Raw genomic sequence first — 25,627 nt, 5'->3', positions numbered from 1 at the left:
CCCGCCGACGGACCGCCCGGACGGCCGGTGGTGGCGCCGACCGGGTCACGGTCGACGCCACCACCGGGCGGGGCTCACTGGAACAGGCCGACGTTCTTCTTCTCCGTGTCGAGGTAGTCGGCGGCGGAGTCGTTCACCGCGAGCTTGATGTCGCGCAGCATCGCCTGGAGGTCCTGCGAGGCCGAACGCCAGCGGGTCTGCCGCTGTTCGTAGGCCTGGCGGGCCTCGCCGGACCAGCTCGCCACGAGCGGGGCGGCGTCCCGTTCGAGCTGCCCGAGCTGCGAGTCGAGCGCGTTCAGCGCCTTCTGGATGTCGGCGCCCGCCTGTTGCAGGGCGGCGAAGTTGACGACCAGTACACCGTGGTCCATCGGATGTCTCCTCCCCCGAGACCGGGTCAGAGCGGCAGCTGGATGCCGCCGCGGTTGGTGGTGGACACGCGGCTGGCGGCCTCGGCGTCCGAGACGTCGTAGTGCTGGCCGGCCGTGCGGATGGCGCCGGCGGTCTCGCGCAGCGCCCGCTGCAACGTCGCCTGGTCCTGCGCCCACTGCTGCTTGACCTGCTCGAACGAGCGCCCGCCGGCACCGCGCCAGGCCTGCTGCAACACCTCCAACTCGGCCATCAGGCTGCTCAGCATGGACTGCAGGGACTGGTCGACCTGCTCGAACTTCGCGGCGGTCTGCTGCATCACCGCTGCTTCTGCCTGGGTCTGGGACACCCGGGACGTCACCTCGTCTCATCGGTCGTGGCTGGCCGCTGGCACGCCCGGTCACCGGGCGTGCCGCTCGCGCCGCCCGGACGTCGAGCGCGGCGGGCGCGGGGGTCAGCAGAACTCGTCGCTGACGGTAGCGGTCCGGTAGCGTTTCTGCTACCCCGTGGTTCTCCCCTGTGGACGACCGCGGTCCCCGCCCCGCCGGCAGGCCCCCTACGATGGGCGGCGTCGATGTCGCGGCGAGTGACCGGTCGAGGAGGCGCGGTGACGGTGACCACCGGCGCGGGCCCGCACCGGCCGGCCTCGGACCACGATCCCGGACCGGCCGCCCCGACCCTCGGCCCGGCGCCGGCCACCCCGACCGGCACCGTGGCGGGAGCGCCGGCGTCCCGGGGCGCCCCGTCGACGCCGTGGATCCCGGCCGCCCGGCGGCGCGGCGCCGGTGTCCGGGCCGGTCAGGTCGTCGCCACGCAGGTGGCGGTGGCCGCCGTGGTGGCGGCCACCGGCCGCGGGGTGCTGGCGACGTTGGCCGCCGTGGGGGTGGCCGCGCTGCTGCTGCCGGTGGCGTGGGTGCGGCTGCGGGGGCGGTGGCTCTTCGAGTGGCTGACCGCCGGCCTGGGCTACGCCACGCGCCGGCGTGCCCTGCCGCCGGCCGCCGGTCCGACGGCCCTGCTGGGCCTGGTCGACCCGGGCGCGGTCGTCCGTCCCGCCGAGCTGGCCGGCACGCCGGCCGCCGTGCTGGACGACGCCGCGGGCATGGTGGCCGTGCTGGAGGTGGGCGACCCGGCCGACCTGCTCGGCGACGCGCCCCGTGCGCTGCCCGTCCCGGCGACGCTGCTGCCGGCCGCCGCGCCGGACGGCCCCCCGGTCCGCCTCCAGCTCCTGCTGACGGGCTCGCCGGCGCCGACGGTCGGCGCGGGTGGCGGCACGGTCGCCACCTCGTACCGGCAGCTCACCGACGGACGGCTCGCCGGGCGGGAACGGGCCGTGCTCGCCGTCCGGGTGCTCCGCGTCGAGGGCTGGACGGCGGAGGAACTGCGGCGGACGCTCTCCGGAACGGTGCGCCGGATCACCCGCCGGCTCGGGCCCGTCACCGCCCGCCCGCTGGGCGAGCACGCGACGCTGCGGGTGCTGGCGGAGCTGGCCCACCACGACGACCACCCCGCGCAGGAGTCCTGGCAGGCGGTCCGGGCGGGCGACCTGCTCCAGACCACGTTCCGGTTGCGCCGCTGGCCCGACGCGCGTACCGACGCCGGTCGACGGCTGGTGTCGCGGCTGCTCGCGCTGCCGGCGACGGCGACCACCGTCTCGTTCGGCGTCGGGCCGTGGTCCGGCGCCGACCCCGCGTCGGCGCCGACCGGGCTGACCGTACGACTGGCCGCCGCCACCCCGGCGGAGCTGTCGGTCGCGGCGCAGGCGCTGCGCCGGCTGATGGCCGAGGTGGGCGGTGAGGTGCAGCGGCTCGACGGCGCGCAGCTCGGCGGGTTGGCCGGCACGTTGCCGCTCGCGGCGGCGGGCGTCGCGGGCCCGGGTCCCACGCCGGACGGCCTGGAGCTGACCCTCGGCGAGGCGGGGCTGATGGTCGGCACCAACCGGCACGGCGGCGCGGTGACCGTTCGGCTGTTCCGACCGGAGAGCACCCGGGTGATGCTGGTCGGCGGGATACGCGCGGCGCAGCTGGTGGCGGTGCGGGCGATGGCGCTCGGGGCCCGGGTGGTGGTGCAGACCGCCCGCCCGCGCGGGTGGGAGCCGTTCGTCCGGGGCGTCGGCGTCCCCGGGGCGATGATCCCGGTGATCCCGCCCGGCCGCCCGGTGGGCGAGCCGGCTTCGCCGCTGCGTCCGCTGCTGGTGGTGGTCGACGCCGGTCCCACGCCCGCCGAGACCGAGCCGGGATCCCCGTGGCGGACCACGCTGCTGGTGCGCGACGAGCTGACCGCCGCCGACGCCGACGCGTTGGGCCGCGCCGACCTGGCCGTGCTGCAACCGCTCGACCCGGCCGAGGCCGCCGTGGCAGGCGCCGCACTGGGGCTCGGCGGGTCGGCGGAGTGGCTGACCCGGATCCGGGACGACATGGTGGCGCTGGTGAACCGGCGGGCGTTGCGCTGGGCGCTGCTCTCCCCCACTCCGATCGAGTCGCAACTGATCGGCCGCCCCTCCCGTCGCTGAGCGGGCAGCCGAACCCGCGACTTCCGCGCCTTGTCCTTCCGTGGCACGATCCCGGCCATGGGTTTCCTCAAAGGGCTGCTGATCCGGCTGGGCAGCACGGCGCTGGCCTTCTGGCTGGCCACGCTGCTCATCCCGGGCATCACACTGGATTCGGCGTCCACCAGCGAGACGGTCGTCACGCTGGTCCTCGTCGCGGTGATCTTCGGCGTGGTCAACGCGGTGCTCCAGCCGATCATCAAGACCGTCGGCTGCGGCTTCTACCTGCTGACCCTCGGGCTGATCGCCCTGGTGGTCAACGGGCTGCTGTTCCTGCTCACGAGCTGGATCGCCGACCAGGCCGGGCTGCCCTTCCACGTCGACGGCTTCTGGCCGGAGGCGGTGCTCGGCGCGCTCCTCGTCGGCATCGTCACCTGGCTCCTCGGGGCCGCCCTCGACCGGGACTGACCCGGGCCGGCCGGAGTCCGGCCGCGACCGCAGGCAGACCCCGATCCCAGGGCCGGCCGACCAGAGGTCAGGCTCCGATCGCAGGGCCGGCCGACCAGAGGGCGGGAATTGGTCGCTGATCGAGGCGGGTGGCCGGGCTAGCGTCGCGGGCATGCTCACCCTGACCCGTGACGACGGCTACCTGCTCAGCACCGAGGCGGACCGGATCGACCTGGACCTGGTGCACCACTGGCTCTCCACCGACGCGTACTGGGCGATCGGGCGGGACCGGGAGACGGTGGCGCGGGCGTTCGCCGGGTCGGTGCCGTTCGGCGTCTACCGCCCGGGTGACGGCCGGCAGGTCGCGGTCGCCCGGGTGATCACCGACAGGGCCACCTTCGCCTGGCTCTGCGACGTCTACGTCGATCCCGGCGAGCGCGGCCGGGGGCTGGGCAGCTGGCTGGCCGTCGCGGTCCGCGACCACCTCGCCGAACTGGGCGTACGCCGGATCCTGCTGGCCACCGCCGACGCCCACGCGGTGTACGCCAAGGTCGGATTCGCCACGCTGGCCGATCCGCACCGCTGGATGCAGCTCGACCAGCGGGAACAGCAGGTGAACCGGGTCACCGGCAAGGATCCGGGCGGCCGGTCACCCCTTACGGTGGAGGCGTGACGCCACTCCGCCTCGGCTACCTCTACGGCTTCGTCGCGTACCTGCTCTGGGGGTTCTTCCCGCTCTACCTGCGGCTGCTGCGCCCGGCGGGGTCGATCGAGATCCTGGCCCACCGCATCGTCTGGTCGGTGGTGTTCGTCGCCCTGCTGCTGGTGGCGCTGCGCAACGTCGGCTTCCTGCGGGCGCTGTTGCGCCGGCCCCGGGCGCTGGCCGGCATCGGCGTCGCCGCCGCGCTGATCGCGGTGAACTGGGGCACCTACATCTACGGGGTGAACTCCGACCGGGTGGTGGAGACCGCCCTCGGCTACTTCATCAACCCGCTGGTGGTGGTGCTGCTGGGCGTCACCGTGCTGCGCGAGCGGCTGCGGCCCACGCAGTGGGTGGCGCTCGGCATCGGCGGCCTGGCGGTGGCCGTGCTGACCGTCGACTACGGCCGGCTGCCGTACCTGGCGCTGGTCCTGGCGTTCAGCTTCGCCGGCTACGGCTTCGTCAAGAAACGGCTGGGGCTGCCCGCCGCGGAGGGGCTCTTCGTCGAGTCGGCGGTGCTGGCGCTGCCCGCCCTGGCGTACCTGGGTTGGCTCACCGCCGCCGGCGACGGCACCTTCGGGCAGGTGTCGCTCGGACACACCGCGCTGCTGGTGTCGGCCGGTGTGGCCACCGCGATCCCGCTGCTGCTCTTCGCCGGGGCGGCGAACCGGCTTCCGCTCACCGGGCTCGGCATGATCCAGTACCTCGCGCCGATCCTCCAGCTCGGCTGCGGGGTGCTGATCTTCCACGAGCCGATGCCGCCGGCCCGGCTCGCCGGTTTCGCCCTGGTCTGGGCCGCGCTGATCGTCTTCACCGTCGACGCCGTGCGCCACTCCCGCCGTACCCGCGCCACCACCCTCGCCGCCCGCCGGGCCGAGGCCGTCGTCACGACCCGCTGACCGACGCGCGGCGCGGTCAGCGGACGTCGTAGGCGAGGACGGGGGTGCCGTCGGCGCGCAGCAGTTCCAGCCGGACCAGCTCCGCGTCGGTGAACCGGGTCGCGCCGGTGAACCGCAGGTCGTCGCCGGGAGCGGCGAGCCACGACCCCACCTGCTCCGTCGCGCCACCCGGGCCGTGCGCCACCAGCCGGAAGGTGTACGCCTTGGCGTAGCCGGCCTTCGCGTCGTACCCGCAGCGCATCCGCACCTCGGTGCCCCAGTCGGTGCCGCTGAGGGCGATCTCGGCGTGCACCGGCACCGTGCCGGCGACCGGTTGCATGGCGACCATCCGCACCTCGACCGGCGGCCCGACGGCTGCCTCCCGGGGCAGCAGGGCGGCGGTGCCGACGCCGACGACCAGGGCCAGCGCGGCAGCCGCGAGCGCGGTGAGGGCGTACCGGCGCCGGGTGGCCGACCGCTCCCGACGGCGGCGCTCCCGCACGGCGGCGAGCAGTTCGGGCACCCGGGGGTTCTCCGGCGGCGGCAGGAACTGCTCCAGGCCGGCCGGGTCGAGGCGGCCGAGCAGCGCCGGCAGGACGGCGATATCGGCGACCGCCTGGCGGCAGGCGGCACAGCCGGCGAGGTGCCGCTCGTAGGCCACCCGGTCGGCGGGAGCCAGCGCACCCAGCACGTACGCGCCGTCGTCGTGCGCGAACTCGCACCGGGTCATTCCGTCACCCCCATCTCGGCCAGGACCAACCGTAGTGAGCGCAGGGCGTAGTGGGTCCGGGACTTGACCGTGCCGGGCGGCACGCCCAGCCGGGACGCCGCCTCCGCCACCGACCGCCCCTGGTAGAAGCACTCGACCAGCACCTCCCGGTGGGTGGGGCTGAGCCGGTTCAGCGCCTCGGCGACGGTCCACGCCTCCACGGCGCGTTCCGCCTCGTCCACGGCCTGGACGGGCTCGGGCAGCTCGTCGGTGAAGACCTCGCCGACGCGGGCGGAGCGGCGCCGCCAGGCGTCGATGGCCAGGTTGCGGGCGGTGGTGAAGAGCCAGGACCGGACCGAGCCGCGCGTCGGGTCCAGCGACTCCGGGTGCCGCCAGGCCCGCAGCAGCGTCTCCTGCACCAGGTCCTCGGCCCGCTGCCGGTCGCCGTTGACCAGCCGCAGGGCGTGCGCGTACAGCGCCTCCGCGTGCTCGTCGTGCAGCGCGCGCAGCAGTTGGGCGTCGTGGTCGCTGATGGCGGTCTCCTCGCTGTCGCCGCGAGTCCGGCGGTGGCGCTCGCCCGGGAATACGTGCCGTCGCCCCGAACGGTTCAGCCGCAGGTCACCGTGGGATTCCCGGCAGAGGTGTTCACGCCCGGTTCACACCGCCGCCGACGGTCGCTCACCACGCCCTCCTAGCGTCCGGCGGGTACGCACGCCAGCGGCTGGTTCGGCGTGCACCGACCCCCTTCAGGAGGCTCCTTCCATGAGCGACCGTCCCCGGCTGCTCCCGTTGCTGGGCGCCACCCGCCACGGCAGCCGCGACGCCATGACCTGTCTCTACCGGTGCGGCAACGCGTGCGACCACCCGGTGCCCAACACCTCCGACAACGCGTACTTCGGGGACGTGGTGAACGCGGAGGTGTCCCGGCGCGGCGTGGTCCGGGCCGGCGCGGTCGGCGCGCTGGTCCTCGGCTTCGGCGGCGCGGTGGCCGGTGCCGCCCCCGCCGCGGCGGCCCCGGCCACCCCCGTGGTCCCCGAGGCCGCCGGCCTCGGCCGCCCCTCCGGCGGCGTCGGCAACGGCGCGCTGACCTTCAAGCCGGTCCCGCCGAACACCCTGGACAGCCTCGTCGTGCCCAACGGGTACGACCACTCGGTAATCATGCGCTGGGGTGACCCGGTCGTGCCGGGCGCCCCCGAGTTCGACCTGCACGCCCAGACCGCCGCCGCCCAGGCCCGGCAGTTCGGCTACAACAACGACTTCGTCGGGGTGCTGCCGCTGGACGGGCGCCGGCGCGCGCTGCTCGTGGTCAACCACGAGTACACCAACGAGGACCTGATGTTCCCCGGCTTCACGAGCCAGGACGCGCTGAGCGTCGAACAGCTCCGGATCGCCATGGCCGCGCACGGCATGTCGGTGGTGGAGCTGGAGCGGGTCGACGGCACCGGGCAGTGGCGGCCGGTCACCAAGGGCCGGCGGCCGTACAACCGGCGGGTCACGGCGCTGGCCACGAAGTTCGAGCTGACCGGGCCGGCCGCCGGCTCGGCGCACCTGCGGACCGCCGCCGACCCCAGGGGTCGTACGGTCGTCGGCACGCTGAACAACTGCGCCGGCGGGGTCACCCCGTGGGGCACGGTGCTCTCCGGCGAGGAGAACTTCAACCAGTACTTCGTCGGCGGTGACGCGGTGGCCGCGGAGGCGAAGCCGAAGCTGGCCCGCTACGGCATCAACACCACCACCCGCTACCCGAGCGGCAGCCGCAAGTGGGAGCGCGCCGACGAGCGGTTCGACCTGGCGAAGCACCCGAACGAGGCCAACCGGCACGGGTGGGTCGTGGAGATCGACCCGTACGACCCGGAGAGCCGCCCGCGCAAGCACACCGCGCTGGGCCGGTTCAAGCACGAGGGCGCGAACGTCATCGTGGCGAAGAGCGGGCACGTGGTCGCGTACATGGGCGACGACGAGCGCTTCGACTACCTGTACAAGTTCGTCTCCGACAAGAAGTTCATGAAGGGCAACTCCTGGGTCGCCCGCCGGCACAACCTGACCCTGCTGGAGTCGGGCACCCTCTACGTCGCCAAGCTCGACGAGACCAGCGCCGGCGAGATCGACGGCTCCGGCCGGCTCCCGTCCGACGGCGCGTTCGACGGCCGGGGCCGGTGGATCAGGCTGGTCAGCGGCAACCGCTCGTACGTCGACGGGATGACGGCCGCCGACGTGCTCACCTTCACCCGGCTGGCCGGCGACAAGGTCGGGGCGACCAAGATGGACCGCCCGGAGGACGTCGAGCCCAGCCTGCTCACCGGCAAGGTGTACGTGGCGCTGACCAACAACACCGACCGGGGCAAGGCCGGCAAGCCGGCCGCCGACGAGGCCAACCCGCGCAACCTCAACAAGCACGGCCAGGTGCTGGAGCTGGTCGAGGACCGGGGCGACAACGCGGGCGAGACCTTCGCCTGGTCGCTGCCCATCGTGGCCGGTGACCCGGCGGACCCGTCGACCTTCTTCGCCGGGTACGACAAGACGAAGGTCTCCCCGATCTCCTGCCCGGACAACGTGGCGTTCGACGCCACCGGGAACCTCTGGATCTCCACGGACGGCAACGCGCTGGGCAGCAACGACGGCCTCTTCGCCACGGCCGTCGAGGGGCCGGAGCGGGGCCACCTGAAGCAGTTCCTCACCGTGCCGGTGGGCGCGGAGGCGTGCGGCCCGTTCATCACCGGGGACAACCGCTCGGTCTTCGTGGCGGTGCAGCACCCGGGCGAGCTCAGCGGCGCGTCGGTCGAGAGCCCGGCCTCGAACTGGCCGGACGGCGACTTCGCCAAGCCGGGCGTGGTGGTGGCCTGGCGCCTGGACGGCGGCCCGATCGGCAGCTGACCCCTCCTCGGGCGGTCCGGCGCTGGACCGCCACCGGGGGGCCCTCTCCCAGCCGGGGAGAGGGCCCCCGGCCGTTGGGACCGAGCCGGCAGGTGGCCCCGGCGGTCAGTTGTCGGCGACCAGGTGGTCGGCGATCGTCCGGGCGACCGTGAGCAGCTTCGCCCGGACCGCGCGGGCGGAGGTCATCATCTCGCCGGCGGGCAGCGCGCAGGCCAGCACCACCCGGCGTTCCATGTCCTTGTCGGGGCTGACCAGCACCGCCGCGCAGGCCACGCCCTGCCGGAACTGCCCCAGCTCCAGCTGCATGCCGCGCCGCTCCCCGGCGGCCAGGTCGGCCTCGAACGCCTCAGCGGTGGTCAGGGTCGCGGAGGTGAACGGACGCATGCCGTAGTCGCGCAGGTAGCGGAAGCGCTGCTCGGTGGTCAGCGTGGCGAGCAGGGCCTTGCCGAGGGCGGTCGCGTGCGCCCCCTCGTCGAACCCCGGCACCAGTTCCTCCAGGTACGGCGAGCGCGGTCCTTCGGCCACGGCCGTGATCGCCACCTGCCCGCCCACGAAGCGGCCGAGGTAGTGGCTGTAGCCGGTGTCCACGGCGGCCCGGCGCAGGTTCTCCCCGACCGCCGGCGGCCCCCGGAACGCCGTCACCAGCTCGCGGTAGCGGTCGGCCACCTCCAGGCCCACGATGTAGGTGCCGTCCTCGCGCCGGATCACGTAGCCCTCGTAGGCGAGGGTGCGGACGAGGTGGTAGGTCGTCGCCACGGTCAGCTCGCAGCGCCGGGCGATCTGTTTGACGGTGAGCCCCTTCGGGGCGCGACCGACCGATTCGAGCACTCGTAGCGCGCGGGACACGCTCCGGATGAGGTCCGAAGGTTCCGCCAAGGGGTCGCGCACAACCACCTCCGCCGCCGGGGACTTACACCATATGAAAAACAGGCCCAGTGCGAAATGCCTGTTCGGGTGGAGGATGCCAGATCGTCATGAACGGGGCGTTGCTCGACAGGCACGTTCCGTGACGTGTGCGCTGCTCGCGTAGGTTTGCCGGGCCATGACCACGACCGCGTCGCCGCCAGCCCCGAGCTGGGCCGGCTCGCCTGGCCGGATCCTGTGCCGCTGGTGGCGGGCGTGCCGCTCGGCTTCGGCCTGGGCCCCGGCCCCGGCCTCAGCTGGTGCGGTCGGCGATGTAGTCGCAGAGGGATTCGAGGGCGCGGCGGGGCGGTCCCTGCGGGAGCGGCCCGAGCTGCTCGCGGGCCTCCTCGGCGTAGCTGCGGACCGTCTCCCGGGCCCGCTTCAGCGCCGGGCTCTCCCGCAGCAGGCCGAGCGCCTCGGCGTGCAGGTCGTCGTCGGTCAGCGGGCCGGTCGCCAGGAGCTCCCGCAGCCGCACGGAGGCGGCGTCGGCGTCGTCCGAGCCGAGCGCGTAGAGCACCGGCAGGGTCGGCACGCCCTCACGCAGGTCGGTGCCGGGCGTCTTGCCCGACTCCACCGACTCGGAGGCGATGTCGAGCAGGTCGTCGGAGAGCTGGAAGGCCACGCCGATGGTCTCGCCGTAGCCGGCCAGCGCCTCGATGTGCTCCGGGACGGCGCCGCCGAACATGCCGCCGAAGCGGGCCGAGGTGGCGATCAGCGATCCCGTCTTCCCGGAGATCACGTCGAGGTAGTGGGCCACCGGGTCGTCGCCGGGGCGGGGACCGACGGTCTCGGCGATCTGGCCGTGCACCAGCCGGGCGAAGGTGCGCGCCTGGAGACGTACGGCCTCGGTGCCGAGGTCGGCGGCGATGTCGGCGGCTCGGGCGAAGAGGTAGTCGCCGACGAGGATGGCGACCGAGTTGGTCCACCGGGAGTTGGCGCTCGGCGCTCCCCGGCGCACCGCGGCCTCGTCCATCACGTCGTCGTGGTAGAGCGTCGCCAGGTGGGTGAGCTCCATCACCACCGCGGCCGGCACGACCTGTGCGCTCGTCGGGTCGCCGAACTGTGCGCCAAGCGCGACCAGCAGCGGGCGGAACCTCTTGCCACCGGCCTCGACGAGGTGCCGGGCGGCCTCCGTGACGAACGGGTCGGCGCTGGCCACGCTCGCGCGCAGCTCGGCCTCGACGCTCTCCAGCAGGCCCAGCACGGAAGCCTCGACGCGGGGGTCGGCGAGATAGAGGCCGAGCGCGCCGAACTGACTCGTGCTCACCCTGGTCCGACGGCCGCCGGACCCGGAGGCACCTGAACGCTCGCCAGCCGGATTCACCACGCCATCAACCATGCCACACCCATCCGACCTGCCCGGGAGGGGGGATGCGGCGCGGGGGCCGGTACGCCGTGGCGTACCGGCCCCCGCGGGCGTCGGCGTCGGTCACCTGACGAATTCGGCGGCGCCGGTGGCCAGGTCGAGCAGCGGCGCGGGCGCCACACCGAGCACCAGCGTGGCGAGCACGCCGATCATCAGCGCGGCCGAGGTCAGCCCGCCGGGAACGGCGACGGTCGGCGTCGACTCGCCGGGCTCCGAGAGCCACATCATCACCACGACCCGCAGGTACGGGAACGCCAGCACCATGCTGGTCAGCACGCCCGCGATCACCAGCCACGCCTGCCCGCCCTCGAGCGCCGGGCCGAAGACCGCGAACTTGCTCGTGAATCCGCTGGTCAACGGGATGCCGGCGAACGCCAGCAGGATGAAGGTGAAGATGCCGGCGTAGAACGGCGAACGCCGCCCCAGCCCGGCCCACCGGGACAGGTGGGTCGCCTCCCCGTCGGCGTCGCGCACCAGGGTCACCACGGCGAACGCGGCGAGCACCGAGAAGCCGTACGCGACCAGGTAGAACATCGTCCCGGAGATGCCGTCGGCCCCCGGCGCCAGTACGCCGACCAGCAGGTAGCCGGCGTTGGCGATCGACGAGTACGCCAGCAGCCGCTTGATGTCCGTCTGCGTGACGGCCAGCACCGCGCCGACCAGCATGGTCAGCACCGCCACCACGCCGAGGACGGGGGTGAAGTCCCACCGGGCCCCGTCGAAGGCGACGTGGAACACCCGCAGCAGGGCGCCGAACGCGGCGACCTTCGTGCAGGCGGCCATGAAGCCGGTGATCGGGGTCGGCGCGCCCTGGTAGACGTCCGGCGTCCAGACGTGGAAGGGGGCGGCCGCGGCCTTGAAGAGCAGACCGATGGCGAGCAGCGCCATGCCCGCGAAGAGCAGCACGGGGCTGGCCGGGGAGTTCGTCACGGCGGCGTCGATGGTGGCGAAGTCGACACCGGCCGGCCGGCCGGGGACGCCCGACGTGAAGCCGTAGATCAGGGCCACGCCGAACAGGAAGAAGGCCGAGGCGTACGCGCCGAGCATGAAGTACTTCAGCGCGGCCTCCTGGCTCAGCAGCCGCCGGCGGCGGGCCAGCGCGCAGAGCAGGTACAGCGGCAGCGAGAAGACCTCGAGCGCGATGAACATGGTCAGCAGGTCGTTCGCCGCCACGAAGATCAGCATGCCGCCGATCGCGAACGTGGTCAGCGGGTAGACCTCGGTGAGGCCGTTCTTGCCCTCGGCCTGCCGCCGGTCGTCGGCCGACTCGGCGGTGACCGCGGCCTGGGCGACGAACGCCCCACCCCGCTCCACCGAGCGCTCGCCGATGAGCAGCAGCGCCATCGCGGCCAGGACCAGGATCGCGCCCTGGAGGAAGAGCGTCGGCCCGTCCACCGCGATCGCCCCGCCGATCGTGATCTTCCGCTCGTCGGCCGCCAGCACCACCATGGTGAGTGCGGCGAGCACCGCCAGCAGGGCCATCGTCAGTTGGACCACGTGCCGCAGCCGGCGGGGCACGAACGCCTCGACCAGCACGCCCAGCAGCGCGGCGCCCAGCATGATCAGGGTGGGAGCGAGCGCCGCGTAGTCGATCGACGGCAGTTTCAGCTCGGTCACTGCGCAAACCTTTCGTTCGCGACTGCGGGGCTCGCAAGCTCACGCCTCGCGCTCACCCCGGGCAGCCTCTCGTTCGCGACTGCGGGGCTCGCAAGCTCACTCCTCGCGCTCACTTGGCCGCCTCCTGGACGGTGCCGCCCGAGGTCGGGGCGGGGTCGGTTCGGCCGACGTCCTGCATGGTCGCCTGCACGGCCGGGTTGATCACGTCGGTGACCGGCTTCGGGTAGAAGCCGAGCAGCAGGATCAGCGCGATCAGCGGGGCGACCACGAACTTCTCGCGCAGGTTGAGGTCGCGCTTCATGCCGTCGATCTGGGTCAGCGCCGGGTTGAGCGTGCCCTGGGTGGTGCGCTGCACCATCCACAGCACGTACGCGGCGGCGAGGATGATGCCGAGCGTCGCGATCACGGCGACCGGCTTGTTCACCGTGAACGTGCCGATCAGCACCAGGAACTCGGAGACGAACGGCGCGGTACCGGGCAGCGCGAGCGACGCCAGACCGGCGAAGAAGAGCACCCCGGCCAGGACGGGCACCAGCTTGCCGGCGCCGCCGAAGTCGCTGATCAGCGCCGAGCCCCGCCGGGCGATCAGCATGCCCACCACCAGGAAGAGCAGGCCGGTGGCGAGGCCGTGGTTGACCATGTAGAGCACCGCGCCGGTGCCGGCCTGGGTGGTGAAGGCGAAGATGCCCACCCCGATGAAGCCGAAGTGCGCGATCGAGGTGTACGACACCAGCCGCTTGAGGTCGTTCTGGCCGACCGCCAGCAGCGCGGCGTAGATGATGCCGATCACGCCGAGCGCCAGCGCCCACGGGGCGAACCACTTGGCCGCGTCCGGGAACAGCGGCAGGCAGTAGCGCAGGATGCCGAACGTGCCGACCTTGTCGAGCACGCCGACGAGCAGGGCCGCCGCCCCCGCCGGGGCCGCACCACCGGCGTCCGGCAGCCAGGTGTGGAACGGGAAGAACGGCGCCTTGATCGCGAACGCGAGGAAGAAGCCGAGGAACAGCCAGCGCTCCGTGCCGGTGGAGATGTCCACCTGGGACAGCGCCTGCCAGTCGAAGGTCTTCCCGCCGACGACCCAGAGGCCGATCACCGCGGCGAGCATGAACAGGCCGCCGACCAGCGAGTAGAGGAAGAACTTCACCGCCGCGTACTGCCGCTGGTGGCCGCCGTAGCTGCCGATGAGGAAGTACATCGGCACCAGCATGACCTCGAAGAACACGTAGAACAGGAAGACGTCGGCGGCGGCGAAGACGCCGATCATCGTGCACTCGAGGACGAGCAGCAGGGCGAAGTAGACCGGCACCGACCGCTTGGACGACTCGGCGTCGTGCCAGGACGCCAGGATCACCAGCGGCACGAGCACCGCGATCAGCATCAGCATCACCAGCGCGATGCCGTCGGCGGCGAAGGTGAAGTTGACGCCCCAGTTCGGGATCCACGAGTAGGACTCGCGGAACTGGAAGCGCTCACCGCCGACCTTGAAGCTCACCCACATGACCACGGACAGCGCCAGCACCAGCAGCGACCAGCCGAGCGCCACCTGCTTGGCCAGCTCCGGCCGACTGCGCGGCAGGAAGGCCACCACCAGGGCGCCGACCAGCGGTGCCACGGTGAGCACCGAGAGGAACGGGAAGTCGGACATTATGCGGCCTTACCTCCGTCGTCACTGCGCGGTCCGCCGGTGACGGCCGCCTGGAAGAGGTCGATCACGCCAGCCACCCCGCCTCGACGGCCAGGAACGCCGCCACGACCAGCAGCGCGCCGGTCAGGATCGAGGTGGCGTACGACCGGACGAAGCCCGTCTGGAGGCGCCGGAGCCGGCCCGAACCGCCACCGATCCCTGCCGCGAGGCCGTTGACCAGCCCGTCGACGCCCCGGTTGTCCAGGTAGACCAGCGCCCGGGTGAGGAAGATGCCCGGCTTCTCGAAGACCGCCTCGTTGACCGCGTCGGTGTAGAGGTTCTTCCGGGCGGCGGTGACCAGCACGCCGGCCGGCTGCGGCGCGGTGGCCGTGCCGTTGCGGAAGAGGAACCAGGCCAGGCCCGCGCCGAGGACGGTGACCAGCAGCGAGAGCACGGTGATCACGGTGTGCGAGAGCACCGCGTGGTGCCCCTCCTGCTGGGCGCCCAGCCCGGCGGTGGCCGTCAGCCAGTCCGGCACCGAGCTGGCGAGCAGGAAACCGGCCCCGACCGAACCCGCGGCGAGCAGGATCAGCGGAATGGTCATCAACTTCGGCGACTCGTGCGGCTGCTCGATGTCCTCCGTCCAGCGCTTCGGCCCGTGGAAGGTGAGCACGAAGAGCCGGGTCATGTAGAACGCCGTGAGCCCGGCGCCGAGCAGCGCGGCCATACCGAAGAGCCAGGCCGTCCAGTCGTCCCGCTCGAACGCGGCCACGATGATCGGCTCCTTCGAGAAGAAGCCCGAGAACGGGAACATGCCGATGATGGCGAGCCAGCCCATCATGAAGGTGATCCAGGTGATCTTCATGTGCTTCGAGAGGCCACCGAACCGGCGGATGTCCACCTGGTCCTTCATGCCGTGCATGACCGAACCGGCGCCGAGGAACATGTTGGCCTTGAAGAAGCCGTGCGCCAGCAGGTGCACGATGGCCAGCGCGTACGCCCCGCCACCGAGGCCGACGCCGAGGAACATGTAGCCGATCTGGCTCACCGTCGACCAGGCCAGCACCCGCTTGATGTCGTCCTTGGCCGCGCCGATGACGCAGCCGATGAGCAGCGTCAGCGCGCCGACGCTCACCACGACGAGCTGGAGGGTGGTGTTGGCCGAGAAGATCGGGTTCGACCGGGCGATCAGGTAGACGCCGGCGGTGACCATGGTGGCGGCGTGGATGAGCGCCGACACGGGGGTCGGGCCCTCCATCGCGTCCGGCAGCCACGCCTGGAGCGGGAACTGGCCGGACTTGCCGGTCGCGCCGAGCAGCAGCAGCAGGCCGAGCACCAGCACCGTGGTGGCACCCAGCGCGCCGACGGAGTTGAAGACCTCGTCGTACTGGGTGGTGCCGAGGGTGGCGAACATGATGAAGATGCCGATCGCCAGGCCGGCGTCGCCGACCCGGTTCATCAGGAACGCCTTCTTGCCGGCGGTGGCGGCGCTGGGCCGCTCGTACCAGAAGGAGATCAGCAGGTACGACGCCAGACCGACGCCCTCCCAGCCGAAGTAGAGCATCACGTAGTTGTTGCCGAGCACCAGCAGCAGCATGGCGGCGACGAACAGGTTGAAGTAGGCGAAGAACCGCCGACGTCCCGTGTCGTGCGACATGTACTCGACCGCGTAGAGGTGGATCAGGAAACCCACGCCGGTGATCAGCAGCACGAACACTGCGGCCAGCGGGTCGAACAGCAGACCGAAGTCCACCCGCAGGTCGCCGACCGTGATGAAGTCCCACATGCTCAGCTCGACCGACTTGTTCTCCAGGCCACGCAGCTGGAGGAAGTAGGTCAGGCCCAGCACGAACGCGGCGCCGATGGCGGCCACCCCGAGCCAGTGCCCCCAGCGGTCCGCCCGCCGGCCGAGCAGCAGCAGGACCGCCGCACTGACCAGCGGGATCGCCACCAGCAGCCAGACGCTGCCCAGCAGCCCGTCCGCCGTCGCGTAGGCGACGGTGCCCAACGGCTCAGCCGGGGCGTTCGTCAGAATCGTTCCCACCGCAGGACCCCTCAGTACTTCAGCAGGTTGGCGTCGTCGACACTCGCGGAGCGTCGGGTCCGGAAGATCGCCATGATGATCGCCAGCCCGACCACGACCTCGGCCGCCGCCACCACCATCACGAAGAACGCCATGATCTGGCCGTTGAGGTCACCGTTGATCCGGCTGAAGGTGACCAGCGTCAGGTTGGCCGCGTTGAGCATCAGCTCGATGCACATGAAGAGCACGATCGCGTTGCGCCGGATGAGCACACCGACCGCGCCGATGGTGAAGAGCACCGCGGCCAGCACCAGGTAGTAGTCGGGCGTCATCGCTGCGCCACCCTTTCGTTCGCGACTGCGGGGCTCGCAAGCTCACTCCTCGCGCTCACCGGTCCGTCCCCTTCAGCGTGGTCTCCCGGTCGGTGAGCTCGCGCACCGGCAGGATGTCCGGGGTGCTCCGGTCGCTCAGCCGGCCGTCGGGCAGGCGGGCCGGAGTCGCCACGGAGGAAGAGGTCGCGAAGACACCCGGGCCGGGCTTCGGGCCCGGGTAGTTGCCGGGGGCGAAGCGCGCCCGCATCGTCGTCGGCTGGTCCCGCTTGTCCTGCTTGCGCCGCTCGACGTGGGCCAGCACCATCGCACCGACCGCAGCCGTGATGAGCAGCGCAGAGGTCAACTCGAAGGCGAGGACGTACTTGGTGAAGAGCAGCCGGGCGATGCCCTGCACGTTGCCCTCGGCGTTGGCCTGCTCGAGACCGACCGCCGTGGTGCCGTCCAGCGCGCGCCACAGCCCGCCGCCGACCAGGCCGGCGAAGCCGAGCCCGAGCACCGCCGCCGCGACCCGCTGGCCCCGCAGCGTCTCGATCAACGAGTCCGAGGCGTCGCGGCCGACCAGCATCAGCACGAACAGGAACAGCATCATGATCGCGCCGGTGTAGACGATGATCTGCACCATGCCGATGAACGGCCCGGCCTGGAGGACGTAGAACACGCCCAGGCAGAGCATGGTCAGCACCAGCCACAGGGCCGAGTGCACGGCGCTGCGCGCCGCGACCATCCCGATCGCGCCGATCAGCGCCAGCGGGGCCAGGATGTAGAAGGTCACCTGTTCCCCGCCGGAGACCTCGCCCGCCGCGGCGAGCAGCGTCTGCGTGGTCATGCTCCGTCCCCCTTGGCGGCCGCCGCCCGCTGGGCGTGCTGCTCGGCACCGGGGAAGGTCACACCGGGGTGCTCCTCCACCTGGTACCGGCCGGGGTTGTTGGTCGAGTGCTCCGCGCCGGCCGAGGTGCCCGGGTTGGTCAGCGCGCCCACGTAGTAGTCCTTCTCGCTGTCGCCCAGCCGCATCGGGTGCGGCGGCTGCTCCATGCCCGGCAGCAGCGGCGCGAGCAGCTGCTCCTTCGTGAAGATCAGGTCCTGCCGGTTGTCCCGGGCCAGCTCGTACTCGTTGCTCATGGTGAGCGAACGGGTCGGGCAGGCCTCGATGCAGAGCCCGCAGAAGATGCAGCGGGCGTAGTTGATCTGGTAGATGCTGGCGTACCGCTCACCCGGCGAGAAGCGCTGCTCGTCGGTGTTGTCGCCGCCCTCGACGTAGATCGCGTCCGCCGGGCAGGCCCAGGCGCACAGCTCGCAGCCGATGCACTTCTCCAACCCGTCCGGGTGCCGGTTGAGGATGTGCCGCCCGTGGTAGCGCGGCGCCGACACCGGCGGCTTGAACGGGTAGTCGGTGGTGACGACCTTCTTGAACATGTGCGAGAAGGTGACACCGAAGCCCTTGAACGTTCCGGTGATCGCGCCCACGTCACACCTCCCTGGAGTCCGGGCCGGCGGCGATGTTGGCCGGCTCCCGCTCGGCGACCACGCGCCTCGTGCGCGGGCTCGGTGGTACCTGCAGGTCCATCGGGGGCAGCGGGAAGCTGCCGTGTGGCCGGTCGTTGACCTGCTCCTGGACCGTCGGCTTCGGCTTCGGCTTGCGGCTCGGCCAGAGCAGCGTGGCGAGCAGCAGGATGCCGGCGGGGATGCCGACGGCGATCAGCTTGCTGCGCGAGTCCCAGTCCTCGATCGAGCGCAGGCCGGCCAGGACCAGGATCCAGACCAGGTTGATCGGGAGCAGGACCTTCCAGCCGAGGCGCATGAACTGGTCGTAGCGCAGCCGGGGCAGCGTGCCCCGCAGCCAGACGAAGACGAAGACGAGCATGACGACCTTGGCGAAGAACCACAGCATCGGCCACCAGCCGGAGTTGGCGCCGGCCCAGAAGGTGGTGATCGGCGCCGGGGCCCGCCAGCCGCCCAGGAAGAGCGTGACGGTGACCGCGGACATGGTGACCATCGCGACGTACTCGCTGAGCATGTAGAGCGCGAACTTCAGCGAGCTGTACTCGGTCATGTAGCCCGCGACCAGTTCGGACTCTGCCTCGGGCAGGTCGAACGGCGCCCGGTTGGTCTCGCCGACGGTGGAGATGAAGAAGATGACGAAGCTCGGCAGCAGCAGGATCGCGTACCAGCCGGGGGCCGGAACCTCGAAGCCGGCGATGCTCAGCCGGGTGCCGTCCCCCTGGGCGGCGACGATCCCGCTGGTCGACATCGTGCCGGCGGTCATGAAGACCGCCACGATGCTCAGGCCCATGGTGACCTCGTACGAGATCATCTGGGCGCTGGAGCGCAGGCCGCCGAGCAGCGGGTACGTCGAGCCGGAGGCCCAACCGCCCAGCACGCTGCCGTAGACGCCCAGCGACGAGCACGCCAGCAGCACCAGCACCGCCACCGGCACGTCGGTGACCTGCAACGGCGTCCAGTGGCCGAAGATGCTCACCATCGGGCCGAACGGCACCACCGCCAGCGCGGTGACCGCGCAGATCACCGAGATGGTCGGGGCGAAGAAGAAGACGACCTTGTCGGCCGCCCTCGGCAGGATGTCCTCCTTGAAGGCCATCTTCAGGCCGTCGGCGAGGGTCTGCAACAGGCCGAACGGGCCGGCCTGGTTGGGGCCGGGCCGCACCGCCATCCGGCCCACGACCCGCCGCTCGAACCAGACGCCGAGCAGCGTGGCGAGCAGGCCGAAGGCGAAGGCGAAGACGACCTTGATGAGGACCAGCCACCACGGGTCCCGGCCGAAGTCGGCCAGCGTCGGGTCCTGAGCCAGGTAGACCGCGTTCACTGGTGTACACCCCCTGCGTTGAGGAGCGGGCCCGGGCGGTCGGCCGCGTCGGCGGCGACCGCGGCGGCGGAGATCCGCACGACCGCTCCGGACGTCGCGCCGAGGCTGCGCCGCACGGTCGAGCCGGGCGAGTTGGTGGGCAGCCAGACGACGCCGTCCGGCATCTCGGTGATCGCCGCCGGCAGGGTCAGCGCCCCCCGGTCGGTGCCCACCGTCACCGGGTCGCCGTCGGCGACGCCGAGCGCCTCCGCGGTGCCCTTGCCCAGCCGGACCACCGGCGGGCGGGCGGTGCCGGCGAGGTGCTCGTCGCCGTCGGTGAGGCTGCCCAGGTCGATCAGCTGGTGCCAGGTGGCGAGCACCGCCTCACCGGCGCCCGGCTCCCGCACCGTGACCGGCTCCACCGACGGGGCGGCGGGGCGGTCGGTGCGGGTGCGGGGCAGCGCGCCCAGCTCGCGGCGGACGCTGAGCACGTCGCCGGTGCCGAGCCGCACGTCGAGCTGCGCGGCGAGCGCGTCCAGCACGCGGCCGTCGGTCATCGCGGCGGTGAGCAGCACCGCGTCGAACGGGCGCAGCCGGCCTTCCCAGTCCAGGAAGCTGCCGGCCTTCTCGGCCACCGGCGCGACGGGGAGTACCACGTCGGCCCGGCGGGCCACCGCGCTCATCCGCAGCTCCAGGCTGACCAGGAACGGCACCTCGTCCAGGGCCGTCTCGGCCAGCCGCGGGTCGGCCAGGTCGGCCGGGTCGACCCCGGCCACCACCAGCGCGCCGAGCTGACCGCCGGCGGCGGCGGCGAGGATGCCGTCGGTGTCCCGGCCGGCCTGGCTCGGGATCACCCCGGCGGGGATGTCCCACGCCTCGCCCAGCTCGGCCCGCGCGGCCGGCTCGTTGACCAGGCGGCCACCGGGGAGCAGGTTGGGCAGGCAGCCCGCGTCGACCGCGCCGCGGTCACCAGCGCGCCGTGGCACCCAGGCCAGCTTCGCCCCGGTACGCCGGGCCACGTCGGCCGCCGCGGAGAGGCCGCCCGGCACGCTGGCCAGCCGCTCGCCGACGATCAGGATCGCGCCCTCGGCGCCCAGCGCCTCGGCGACCGTCGCGTGCTCGGCCAGCACGGTCGCCTCCTCGCCCGGCACCACCCGGGCCAGCTTGGCGCCGAGCTTCTCCAGGCCGCGGGTGGCGAACGGCGCGATCGCGTAGACCGTCAGCTTCTTCTTCAGGTACGCCTTGCGCAGCCGCAGGAAGAGGATCGGGCACTCCTCCTCCGGCTCCAGCCCGACCAGCACCACCGCCGGCGCCTTCTCCACGTCGGCGTAGGTGACGTCGGTGACCCCGGCGACCGAGCTGGCCAGGAAGTCGGTCTCCTCGCGGGAGACCGGCCGGGCCCGGAAGTCGATGTCGTTGGTGTTCAGCGCGACCCGGGCGAACTTCGCGTACGCGTAGGCGTCCTCGACGGTCAGCCGGCCGCCGGTGAGCACCGCCGTGCCGCGCCCGCCGTCCCGCGCCGCGCGCAGCCCCTCGGCGGCGACGGCCAGCGCCTCGCTCCACGCCGCCTCACGCAGCTCGCCGGTCTGCGGGTCGCGGACCAGCGGGGTGGTCAGCCGGTCGAAGGCGCGGGTGTACTGGAAGCCCCACCGCCCCTTGTCGCAGTTCCACTCCTCGTTCACCGCCGGGTCGTCGCCGGCCAGCCGGCGCAGCACCTTGCCCCGCCGCCAGTCGGTGCGCTGGGCGCACCCGGCCGAGCAGTGCTCGCAGACGCTCGGGCTGGAGACCAGGTCGAACGGCCGGGCCCGGAACCGGTACTGGGTGCCGGTCAGCGCGCCGACCGGGCAGATCTGCACCGTGTTCCCGGAGAAGTACGAGTTGAAGGGCACGTCGCCGGAGTCGGCCTCGTCGGCGCCGGGGCAACCCGCCCCCACCTCCACGCCGTAGTCCTCGTCCCGGTAGATGTTGATCTCCTCGGCGGACGACCGGCCCATCAGGTCGATGAACTTGTCGCCGGCGATCTCCTCAGAGAACCGGGTGCAGCGCTGGCAGAGCACGCAACGCTCCCGGTCGAGCAGCACCTGGCTGCTGATCGGCAGCGGCTTCGGGTACTCCCGCTTGTGCTCGTGGAACCGCGAGTCGGCGCGCCCGGTCGACATCGCCTGGTTCTGCAGCGGGCACTCGCCGCCCTTGTCGCACATCGGGCAGTCGAGCGGGTGGTTGAGCAGCAGCAGCTCCATGACCCCCTCCTGCGCCTTCTTGGCGACCGCGGAGGTGAGCTGGGTACGCACCACCATGCCGTCGGCGACGGTCTGGGTGCAGGAGGCCACGGGCTTGCGCTGCCCCTCCACCTCGACCAGGCACTGCCGGCACGCGCCGGCCGGGGCCAGCAGCGGGTGGTCGCAGAACCGGGGGATCTCGGTGCCCAACTGCTCGGCGACCCGGATCAGCAGCGCCCCCTTGGGGGCGGTGACCTCGACGCCGTCGATGGTGAGCGTGACGGTCTCGGTCTGCTTCGCTACGTCGGTCATTAGTGGGCCCCCACGAGCTGCTTGTCCGACAGCTTCGGCGCGGTACGTCCCTCGATGTAGTCGAGGTAGTCCTGCTTGAAGTACTTCAGCGACGAGGTCACCGAGCTGGTCGCACCGTCACCGAGGCCGCAGAACGAACGGCCGAGGATGTTGTCGCAGGTGTCCAGCAGGGTGTCCAGGTCCTCGTGGGTGCCCTGACCGGCGAGGATCCGCCGGTAGACCCGGACCATCCAGTAGTTGCCCTCCCGGCACGGGGTGCACTTGCCGCACGACTCGTGGTGGTAGAACTCCAGCCACCGGTAGGTCGCGTAGACCGGGCAGTCCTGGTCGGAGAAGATCTGGGTGGCCGTGGTGCCGAGGATCGAGCCGGCCGCCGCCACCCCCTCGAAGTCCAGCGGCACGTCGAGGTGCTCGGCGGCGAGCAGCGGCGTCGACGAGCCACCCGGCGTCCAGAACCTCAGCTCGTGGCCCGGCTGCATGCCGCCGGCCAGCTCGATCAGCTCCCGCAGGGTGACGCCCATGCCGCACTCGTACTGGCCGGGGTTGGCGATCCGGCCGGAGAGCGAGTAGATCATCGGGCCGGACGACTTCTCCGTGCCCATGGTCTTCCACCAGTCGGCGCCGCCCAGCACGATGTACGGCACGCTGGCGATGGTGCCGACGTTGTTGACCACCGTCGGGCTCGCGTACAGGCCGTGGGTGGCCGGGAACGGCGGACGCAGCCGGGGCTGGCCCCGGAAGCCCTCCAGCGAGTCCAGCAGCGCGGTCTCCTCGCCGCAGATGTACGCCCCGGCGCCCGAGTGCACCACCAGCTCCAGGTCGAACCCGGTGCCGAGGATGTTCCGGCCGAGGTAGCCCTTGGCGGTCGCCTCCCGCACGGCGTTGCGCAGCCGGCGCGCGGCGTGCACCGCCTCGCCCCGGATGTAGATGTAGGCGCGGTTGGCCCGGATCGCGTACGACGCGATGATCACGCCCTCCACGAGGGCGTGCGGGTCGTGCGTCATCAGCGGGAGGTCCTTGCAGGTGCCCGGCTCCCCCTCGTCGGCGTTGACCACGAGGTAGTGGGGCTTGCCGTCGCCCTGCGGGATGAACCCCCACTTGAGACCGGTCGGGAAGCCGGCGCCACCGCGACCGCGCAGGCCGGAGTCCTTGATCAGCTGGATCAGGTCGTCCGGGTGCGCCTTGAGCGCCTTGCGCAGGGCCGCGTAGCCGTCGAGCTTCTCGTAGGTGCCGATCCGCCAGGCGTCCGGCGACAGCCAGCGCTTCGTGAGTACCGGCGTCAGCTTGGCCAGGGTCTCCGGCCGGGGAGTGGTCACTTCTGGACCCCCGTCTCGCTCGCGACGGCGGAGCCCGCGCCACCGGCGCCCGCTCCCGCCTCGGCTTCCTTGAGGTTGCGCTCCTGCGCCCCGGCCTCGTCGCCGGCGGGCTTGCCGTCGCCGGCCGGCGCGTTCGCCGCCACGCCGGCGGCCTCCGCGTCCTGCGCGTCGCGGGGGGCCGGCGGCGTGCCGTCCGCCGGAACCTTGGTGCCGGGCGCGTCCGGTACGGCGGTCGCCGCGTCGGGCTGCCGGGTCTCGGCCGCCCGCACCTCGGGCGACTTGTCGTCCGGCGCCTTCACGTCCCGGGTGGTGCTGCCGGCCGCCTGTGTCGGGGTCGCCGGCTCGCCGGTGCCCGCGGTACCCGGGCGCGCGGCGCCGCCGTTCGACGGGGCCGGCGCGGTGCCGGCCGGCTTCGCCTCGGCGGCCTTCTCCGCCTCGCTGCGGGCCTTCGCCTCGGCGGCGGCCTTGTCGGCCTCGGCCTTGCTGCGGATCGGGGTGTTCGGGTCGAAGCCCGGCACCGAGATGCCGTGCTCCTGCGCCAGCCGCAGCCCCCGCAGGGTGGGCTCGCCCGGCCCGCCGTCGGCGACCGCGCCCTCCCGCTCGTCGGCGAAGCCGGCGAGCTGCACCGCCATCTCCTTGAGGGTGCAGAGCCGGGCGCCCCGGGTCGGCATCGGCCGGCCGCCGGCGCGCAGCTCGTCGACCACGCCGCGCGCGGTCTGCGGGTCGACCCCGTCGAAGAAGTCGTAGTTCACGGTCATCACCGGGCCGTAGTCGCACGCCGCCAGGCACTCGGCGTGCTCCAGGGTGATCTTCCCGTCGGCGGTGGTCTCGTCGTGCCCCACGCCGAGGTGCTCGGCGAGGGTGTCGTAGACCTCCTGGCCACCGAGCACGTTGCACATCGTGTTGGTGCAGACGCTCACCAGGTAGTCGCCGGTCGGCCGGCGCTTGTACATCGTGTAGAAGGTCGCCACCGCCCCGACCTGGGCCTTGTTCAGGCCCAGCACCTCGGCGCAGAACGCCACGCCGGCCGGCGAGACGTAGCCCTCCTCGGCCTGCACCAGGTGCAGCAGCGGCAGCAGCGCCGAGCGGGACCGGTCGGCCGGGTAGCGGGCGATGATCTCCCGTGCCCGTTCGCGGGTCTCGTCAGTGAAAACGCTCATCAGCGTCGCCTTCCGTTCACGACCGGGCACGCCTTTGCCCGCGACTGCGGGGCTCGCTCCGCTCTCTCCTCGCGCGGGCGACCGGGGCTCGCAAGCTCACTCCTCGCGCTCACCGGTCACACCCCCCCATGACGGGGTCCAGCGAAGCCCCACCGGCGATCACGTCGGCGATCAGGCCGCCCTCGGCCATCGCCGGGAGGGCCTGGAGGTTGACGAAGCTCGGCTCCCGGTAGTGCACCCGGTAGGGCCGGGTGCCACCGTCGGAGACGGCGTGCACGCCCAGCTCGCCGCGGGGCGACTCGATGCCGACGTAGACCTGCCCCGGCGGCACCCGGAAACCCTCGGTGACGAGCTTGAAGTGGTGGATCAGCGACTCCATCGACTGACCCATGATCTTCGCGACGTGCTCCAGCGAGTTGCCCATGCCGTCGATGCCGATGGCGAGCTGCGCCGGCCAGGCGATCTTCTTGTCGGCCACCATCACCGGGCCCGGCTCGAGCCGGTCCAACGCCTGCTCGACGAGCTTGAGCGACTCCCTGATCTCGGCGAGCCGGACCAGGTAGCGGCCCCACACGTCGCCGTCGGTGTGCGTCGGCACGTCGAACTCGTACGTCTCGTAGCCGCAGTACGGCATGGTCTTGCGCAGGTCCCAGGCGAGGCCGGCGGAGCGCAGCACCGGGCCGGTCACGCCCAGCGCGACGCAGCCCGTCACGTCGAGCACCGCGACGTTCTTCGTCCGCTCGAGCCAGATGGGCTGCCCGGAGAGCATGTCCTCGTACTCCTTGAGCCGCTTCGGCAGCAGCTTCAGGAACTCGCGGATCTTGACGATCGCCTCGTCCGGCACGTCCTGCGCCACGCCGCCCGGCCGGACGTACGCGTGGTTCATCCGCAGGCCGGTGATGATCTCGAAGATCTCCAGGATGTACTCACGCTCGCGGAAGCCGTAGAGCATGATGTTGATCGCGCCCAGTTCCATGGCGGTGGTGGCCACCCAGACCAGGTGCGAGGAGATCCGGTTCAGCTCCATCATCAGGACCCGGATGGTGTTCGCCCGCTCGGTGATCTGGTCGGAGATCCCGAGCAGCTTCTCCACCGCGAGCGCGTAGCCGGTCTCGTTGAAGATCGGGGAGAGGTAGTCCATCCGGGTCACGAAGGTGCTGCCCTGGACCCAGTTGCGGTATTCGAGGTTCTTCTCGATGCCGGTGTGCAGGTAGCCGACGACCGAGCGGGCCTCGCGGACCGTCTCGCCCTCCAGCTCAAGGATCAGCCGGAGCACGCCGTGCGTCGACGGGTGCTGCGGACCCATGTTGACGACGATCCGCTCGTCGTTGATCGGGTCGGTCCCCGAGACGACGCTGTCCCAGTCGCCACCGGTGACGGTGAAGACCCTGCCCTCGGTGGTCTCGCGCTCGGTGGCGTAGTTCGACGTGGTCACAGTGCCGGCCCTCCGTTCACGACTGCGCGAACCTCTGCCCGCGACTGCGGGGCTCGCTGCG

Annotated in this window: 22 protein-coding genes; 5 read left to right on the top strand and 17 right to left on the bottom strand. The window is 72.3% G+C overall.

Going from position 1 to position 25,627, the window contains the following annotated elements:
- Positions 1–74: 74 nt before the first annotated feature.
- Together KBX06_RS05390 and KBX06_RS05385 are read right to left on the bottom strand one after the other, a co-directional pair.
- Positions 75–368, bottom strand: coding sequence for a WXG100 family type VII secretion target (locus tag KBX06_RS05390; protein WP_210833072.1), 294 nt, complete (start codon positions 366–368; stop codon positions 75–77).
- Positions 369–394: 26 nt separating this feature from the next.
- A complete protein-coding gene (locus tag KBX06_RS05385) occupies positions 395–715 on the bottom strand; it encodes a WXG100 family type VII secretion target (RefSeq protein ID WP_210833071.1) in 321 nt (106 codons plus the stop codon).
- A 225-nt stretch (positions 716–940) separates the two neighbouring features.
- Here KBX06_RS05385 and eccE point away from each other — a divergent pair, with 225 nt between their 5' ends.
- The 4 genes from eccE (at position 941) to rarD (ending at position 4,897) form a co-directional block, all read left to right on the top strand.
- The gene (gene eccE / locus KBX06_RS05380; RefSeq protein ID WP_210833070.1) at positions 941–2,875 is read left to right on the top strand and encodes a type VII secretion protein EccE; all 1,935 of its coding nucleotides are present in this window, start codon (positions 941–943) and stop codon (positions 2,873–2,875) included.
- A gap of 57 nt (positions 2,876–2,932) precedes the next feature.
- On the top strand, positions 2,933–3,319 hold the full coding sequence (locus KBX06_RS05375; protein ID WP_210833069.1) for a phage holin family protein: 387 nt from the start codon (positions 2,933–2,935) through the stop codon (positions 3,317–3,319).
- Positions 3,320–3,470: 151 nt separating this feature from the next.
- The gene (locus KBX06_RS05370) at positions 3,471–3,971 is read left to right on the top strand and encodes a GNAT family N-acetyltransferase (protein WP_210833068.1); all 501 of its coding nucleotides are present in this window, start codon (positions 3,471–3,473) and stop codon (positions 3,969–3,971) included.
- The gene (gene rarD / locus KBX06_RS05365; protein ID WP_210833067.1) at positions 3,968–4,897 is read left to right on the top strand and encodes an EamA family transporter RarD; all 930 of its coding nucleotides are present in this window, start codon (positions 3,968–3,970) and stop codon (positions 4,895–4,897) included. Before KBX06_RS05370 ends, rarD begins: the two co-directional genes overlap by 4 nt.
- Before the next feature lie 16 nt (positions 4,898–4,913).
- Here the strand turns inward: rarD and KBX06_RS05360 are convergent, their stop codons facing one another.
- Positions 4,914–5,606, bottom strand: coding sequence for an anti-sigma factor (locus KBX06_RS05360; protein WP_210833066.1), 693 nt, complete (start codon positions 5,604–5,606; stop codon positions 4,914–4,916).
- Entirely contained in the window at positions 5,603–6,097 is a 495-nt protein-coding gene (locus KBX06_RS05355; protein WP_247685301.1) for a sigma-70 family RNA polymerase sigma factor, read from the bottom strand. The genes KBX06_RS05360 and KBX06_RS05355 overlap by 4 nt, the downstream gene beginning before the upstream one ends.
- A gap of 250 nt (positions 6,098–6,347) precedes the next feature.
- Here KBX06_RS05355 and KBX06_RS05350 point away from each other — a divergent pair, with 250 nt between their 5' ends.
- Positions 6,348–8,459: a PhoX family phosphatase gene (locus tag KBX06_RS05350; protein WP_210833065.1), complete on the top strand. Its 2,112-nt coding sequence runs from the start codon at positions 6,348–6,350 to the stop codon at positions 8,457–8,459.
- A 105-nt stretch (positions 8,460–8,564) separates the two neighbouring features.
- On the opposite strand, the gene KBX06_RS05345 is transcribed toward KBX06_RS05350, so the two are convergent.
- The 13 genes from KBX06_RS05345 to KBX06_RS05285 form a co-directional block, all read right to left on the bottom strand.
- Positions 8,565–9,347 (bottom strand): IclR family transcriptional regulator, encoded by a 783-nt coding sequence (locus KBX06_RS05345; RefSeq protein ID WP_210833064.1) that lies wholly within the window; start codon positions 9,345–9,347, stop codon positions 8,565–8,567.
- Between the two features lie 268 nt (positions 9,348–9,615).
- On the bottom strand, positions 9,616–10,701 hold the full coding sequence (locus KBX06_RS05340) for a polyprenyl synthetase family protein (protein ID WP_210833063.1): 1,086 nt from the start codon (positions 10,699–10,701) through the stop codon (positions 9,616–9,618).
- Positions 10,702–10,791: 90 nt separating this feature from the next.
- On the bottom strand, positions 10,792–12,345 hold the full coding sequence (gene nuoN / locus KBX06_RS05335; protein WP_210833062.1) for an NADH-quinone oxidoreductase subunit NuoN: 1,554 nt from the start codon (positions 12,343–12,345) through the stop codon (positions 10,792–10,794).
- A 109-nt stretch (positions 12,346–12,454) separates the two neighbouring features.
- A complete protein-coding gene (locus KBX06_RS05330) occupies positions 12,455–13,990 on the bottom strand; it encodes an NADH-quinone oxidoreductase subunit M (RefSeq protein WP_210833061.1) in 1,536 nt (511 codons plus the stop codon).
- A gap of 64 nt (positions 13,991–14,054) precedes the next feature.
- Positions 14,055–16,013 carry an NADH-quinone oxidoreductase subunit L gene (gene nuoL, locus KBX06_RS05325; protein ID WP_210833060.1) on the bottom strand — a complete coding sequence of 653 codons (1,959 nt, stop codon included), beginning with the start codon at positions 16,011–16,013 and terminating at the stop codon, positions 14,055–14,057.
- Positions 16,014–16,024: 11 nt separating this feature from the next.
- Positions 16,025–16,324, bottom strand: coding sequence for an NADH-quinone oxidoreductase subunit NuoK (gene nuoK, locus KBX06_RS05320; protein ID WP_132232104.1), 300 nt, complete (start codon positions 16,322–16,324; stop codon positions 16,025–16,027).
- A 55-nt stretch (positions 16,325–16,379) separates the two neighbouring features.
- On the bottom strand, positions 16,380–17,150 hold the full coding sequence (locus KBX06_RS05315; RefSeq protein ID WP_210833059.1) for an NADH-quinone oxidoreductase subunit J: 771 nt from the start codon (positions 17,148–17,150) through the stop codon (positions 16,380–16,382).
- Positions 17,147–17,788 (bottom strand): NADH-quinone oxidoreductase subunit NuoI, encoded by a 642-nt coding sequence (gene nuoI / locus KBX06_RS05310; protein ID WP_210833058.1) that lies wholly within the window; start codon positions 17,786–17,788, stop codon positions 17,147–17,149. Before nuoI ends, KBX06_RS05315 begins: the two co-directional genes overlap by 4 nt.
- 1 nt (position 17,789) lies before the next feature.
- The gene (gene nuoH / locus KBX06_RS05305; RefSeq protein WP_210833057.1) at positions 17,790–19,145 is read right to left on the bottom strand and encodes an NADH-quinone oxidoreductase subunit NuoH; all 1,356 of its coding nucleotides are present in this window, start codon (positions 19,143–19,145) and stop codon (positions 17,790–17,792) included.
- Positions 19,142–21,655, bottom strand: coding sequence for an NADH-quinone oxidoreductase subunit G (locus tag KBX06_RS05300; RefSeq protein ID WP_210833056.1), 2,514 nt, complete (start codon positions 21,653–21,655; stop codon positions 19,142–19,144). Before KBX06_RS05300 ends, nuoH begins: the two co-directional genes overlap by 4 nt.
- On the bottom strand, positions 21,655–22,971 hold the full coding sequence (nuoF, locus tag KBX06_RS05295) for an NADH-quinone oxidoreductase subunit NuoF (protein ID WP_210833055.1): 1,317 nt from the start codon (positions 22,969–22,971) through the stop codon (positions 21,655–21,657). The genes KBX06_RS05300 and nuoF overlap by 1 nt, the downstream gene beginning before the upstream one ends.
- The gene (gene nuoE / locus KBX06_RS05290; protein ID WP_210833054.1) at positions 22,968–24,131 is read right to left on the bottom strand and encodes an NADH-quinone oxidoreductase subunit NuoE; all 1,164 of its coding nucleotides are present in this window, start codon (positions 24,129–24,131) and stop codon (positions 22,968–22,970) included. Before nuoE ends, nuoF begins: the two co-directional genes overlap by 4 nt.
- A gap of 109 nt (positions 24,132–24,240) precedes the next feature.
- A complete protein-coding gene (locus KBX06_RS05285; RefSeq protein WP_210833053.1) occupies positions 24,241–25,566 on the bottom strand; it encodes an NADH-quinone oxidoreductase subunit D in 1,326 nt (441 codons plus the stop codon).
- Positions 25,567–25,627 lie beyond the last annotated feature (61 nt).

Source organism: Micromonospora sp. C31, from assembly GCF_018070575.1.
GTDB lineage: Bacteria > Actinomycetota > Actinomycetes > Mycobacteriales > Micromonosporaceae > Micromonospora.
The sequence above is the reverse complement of the archived record's forward strand: the minus strand, read 5'-3'. Positions and strand labels throughout refer to the sequence as shown.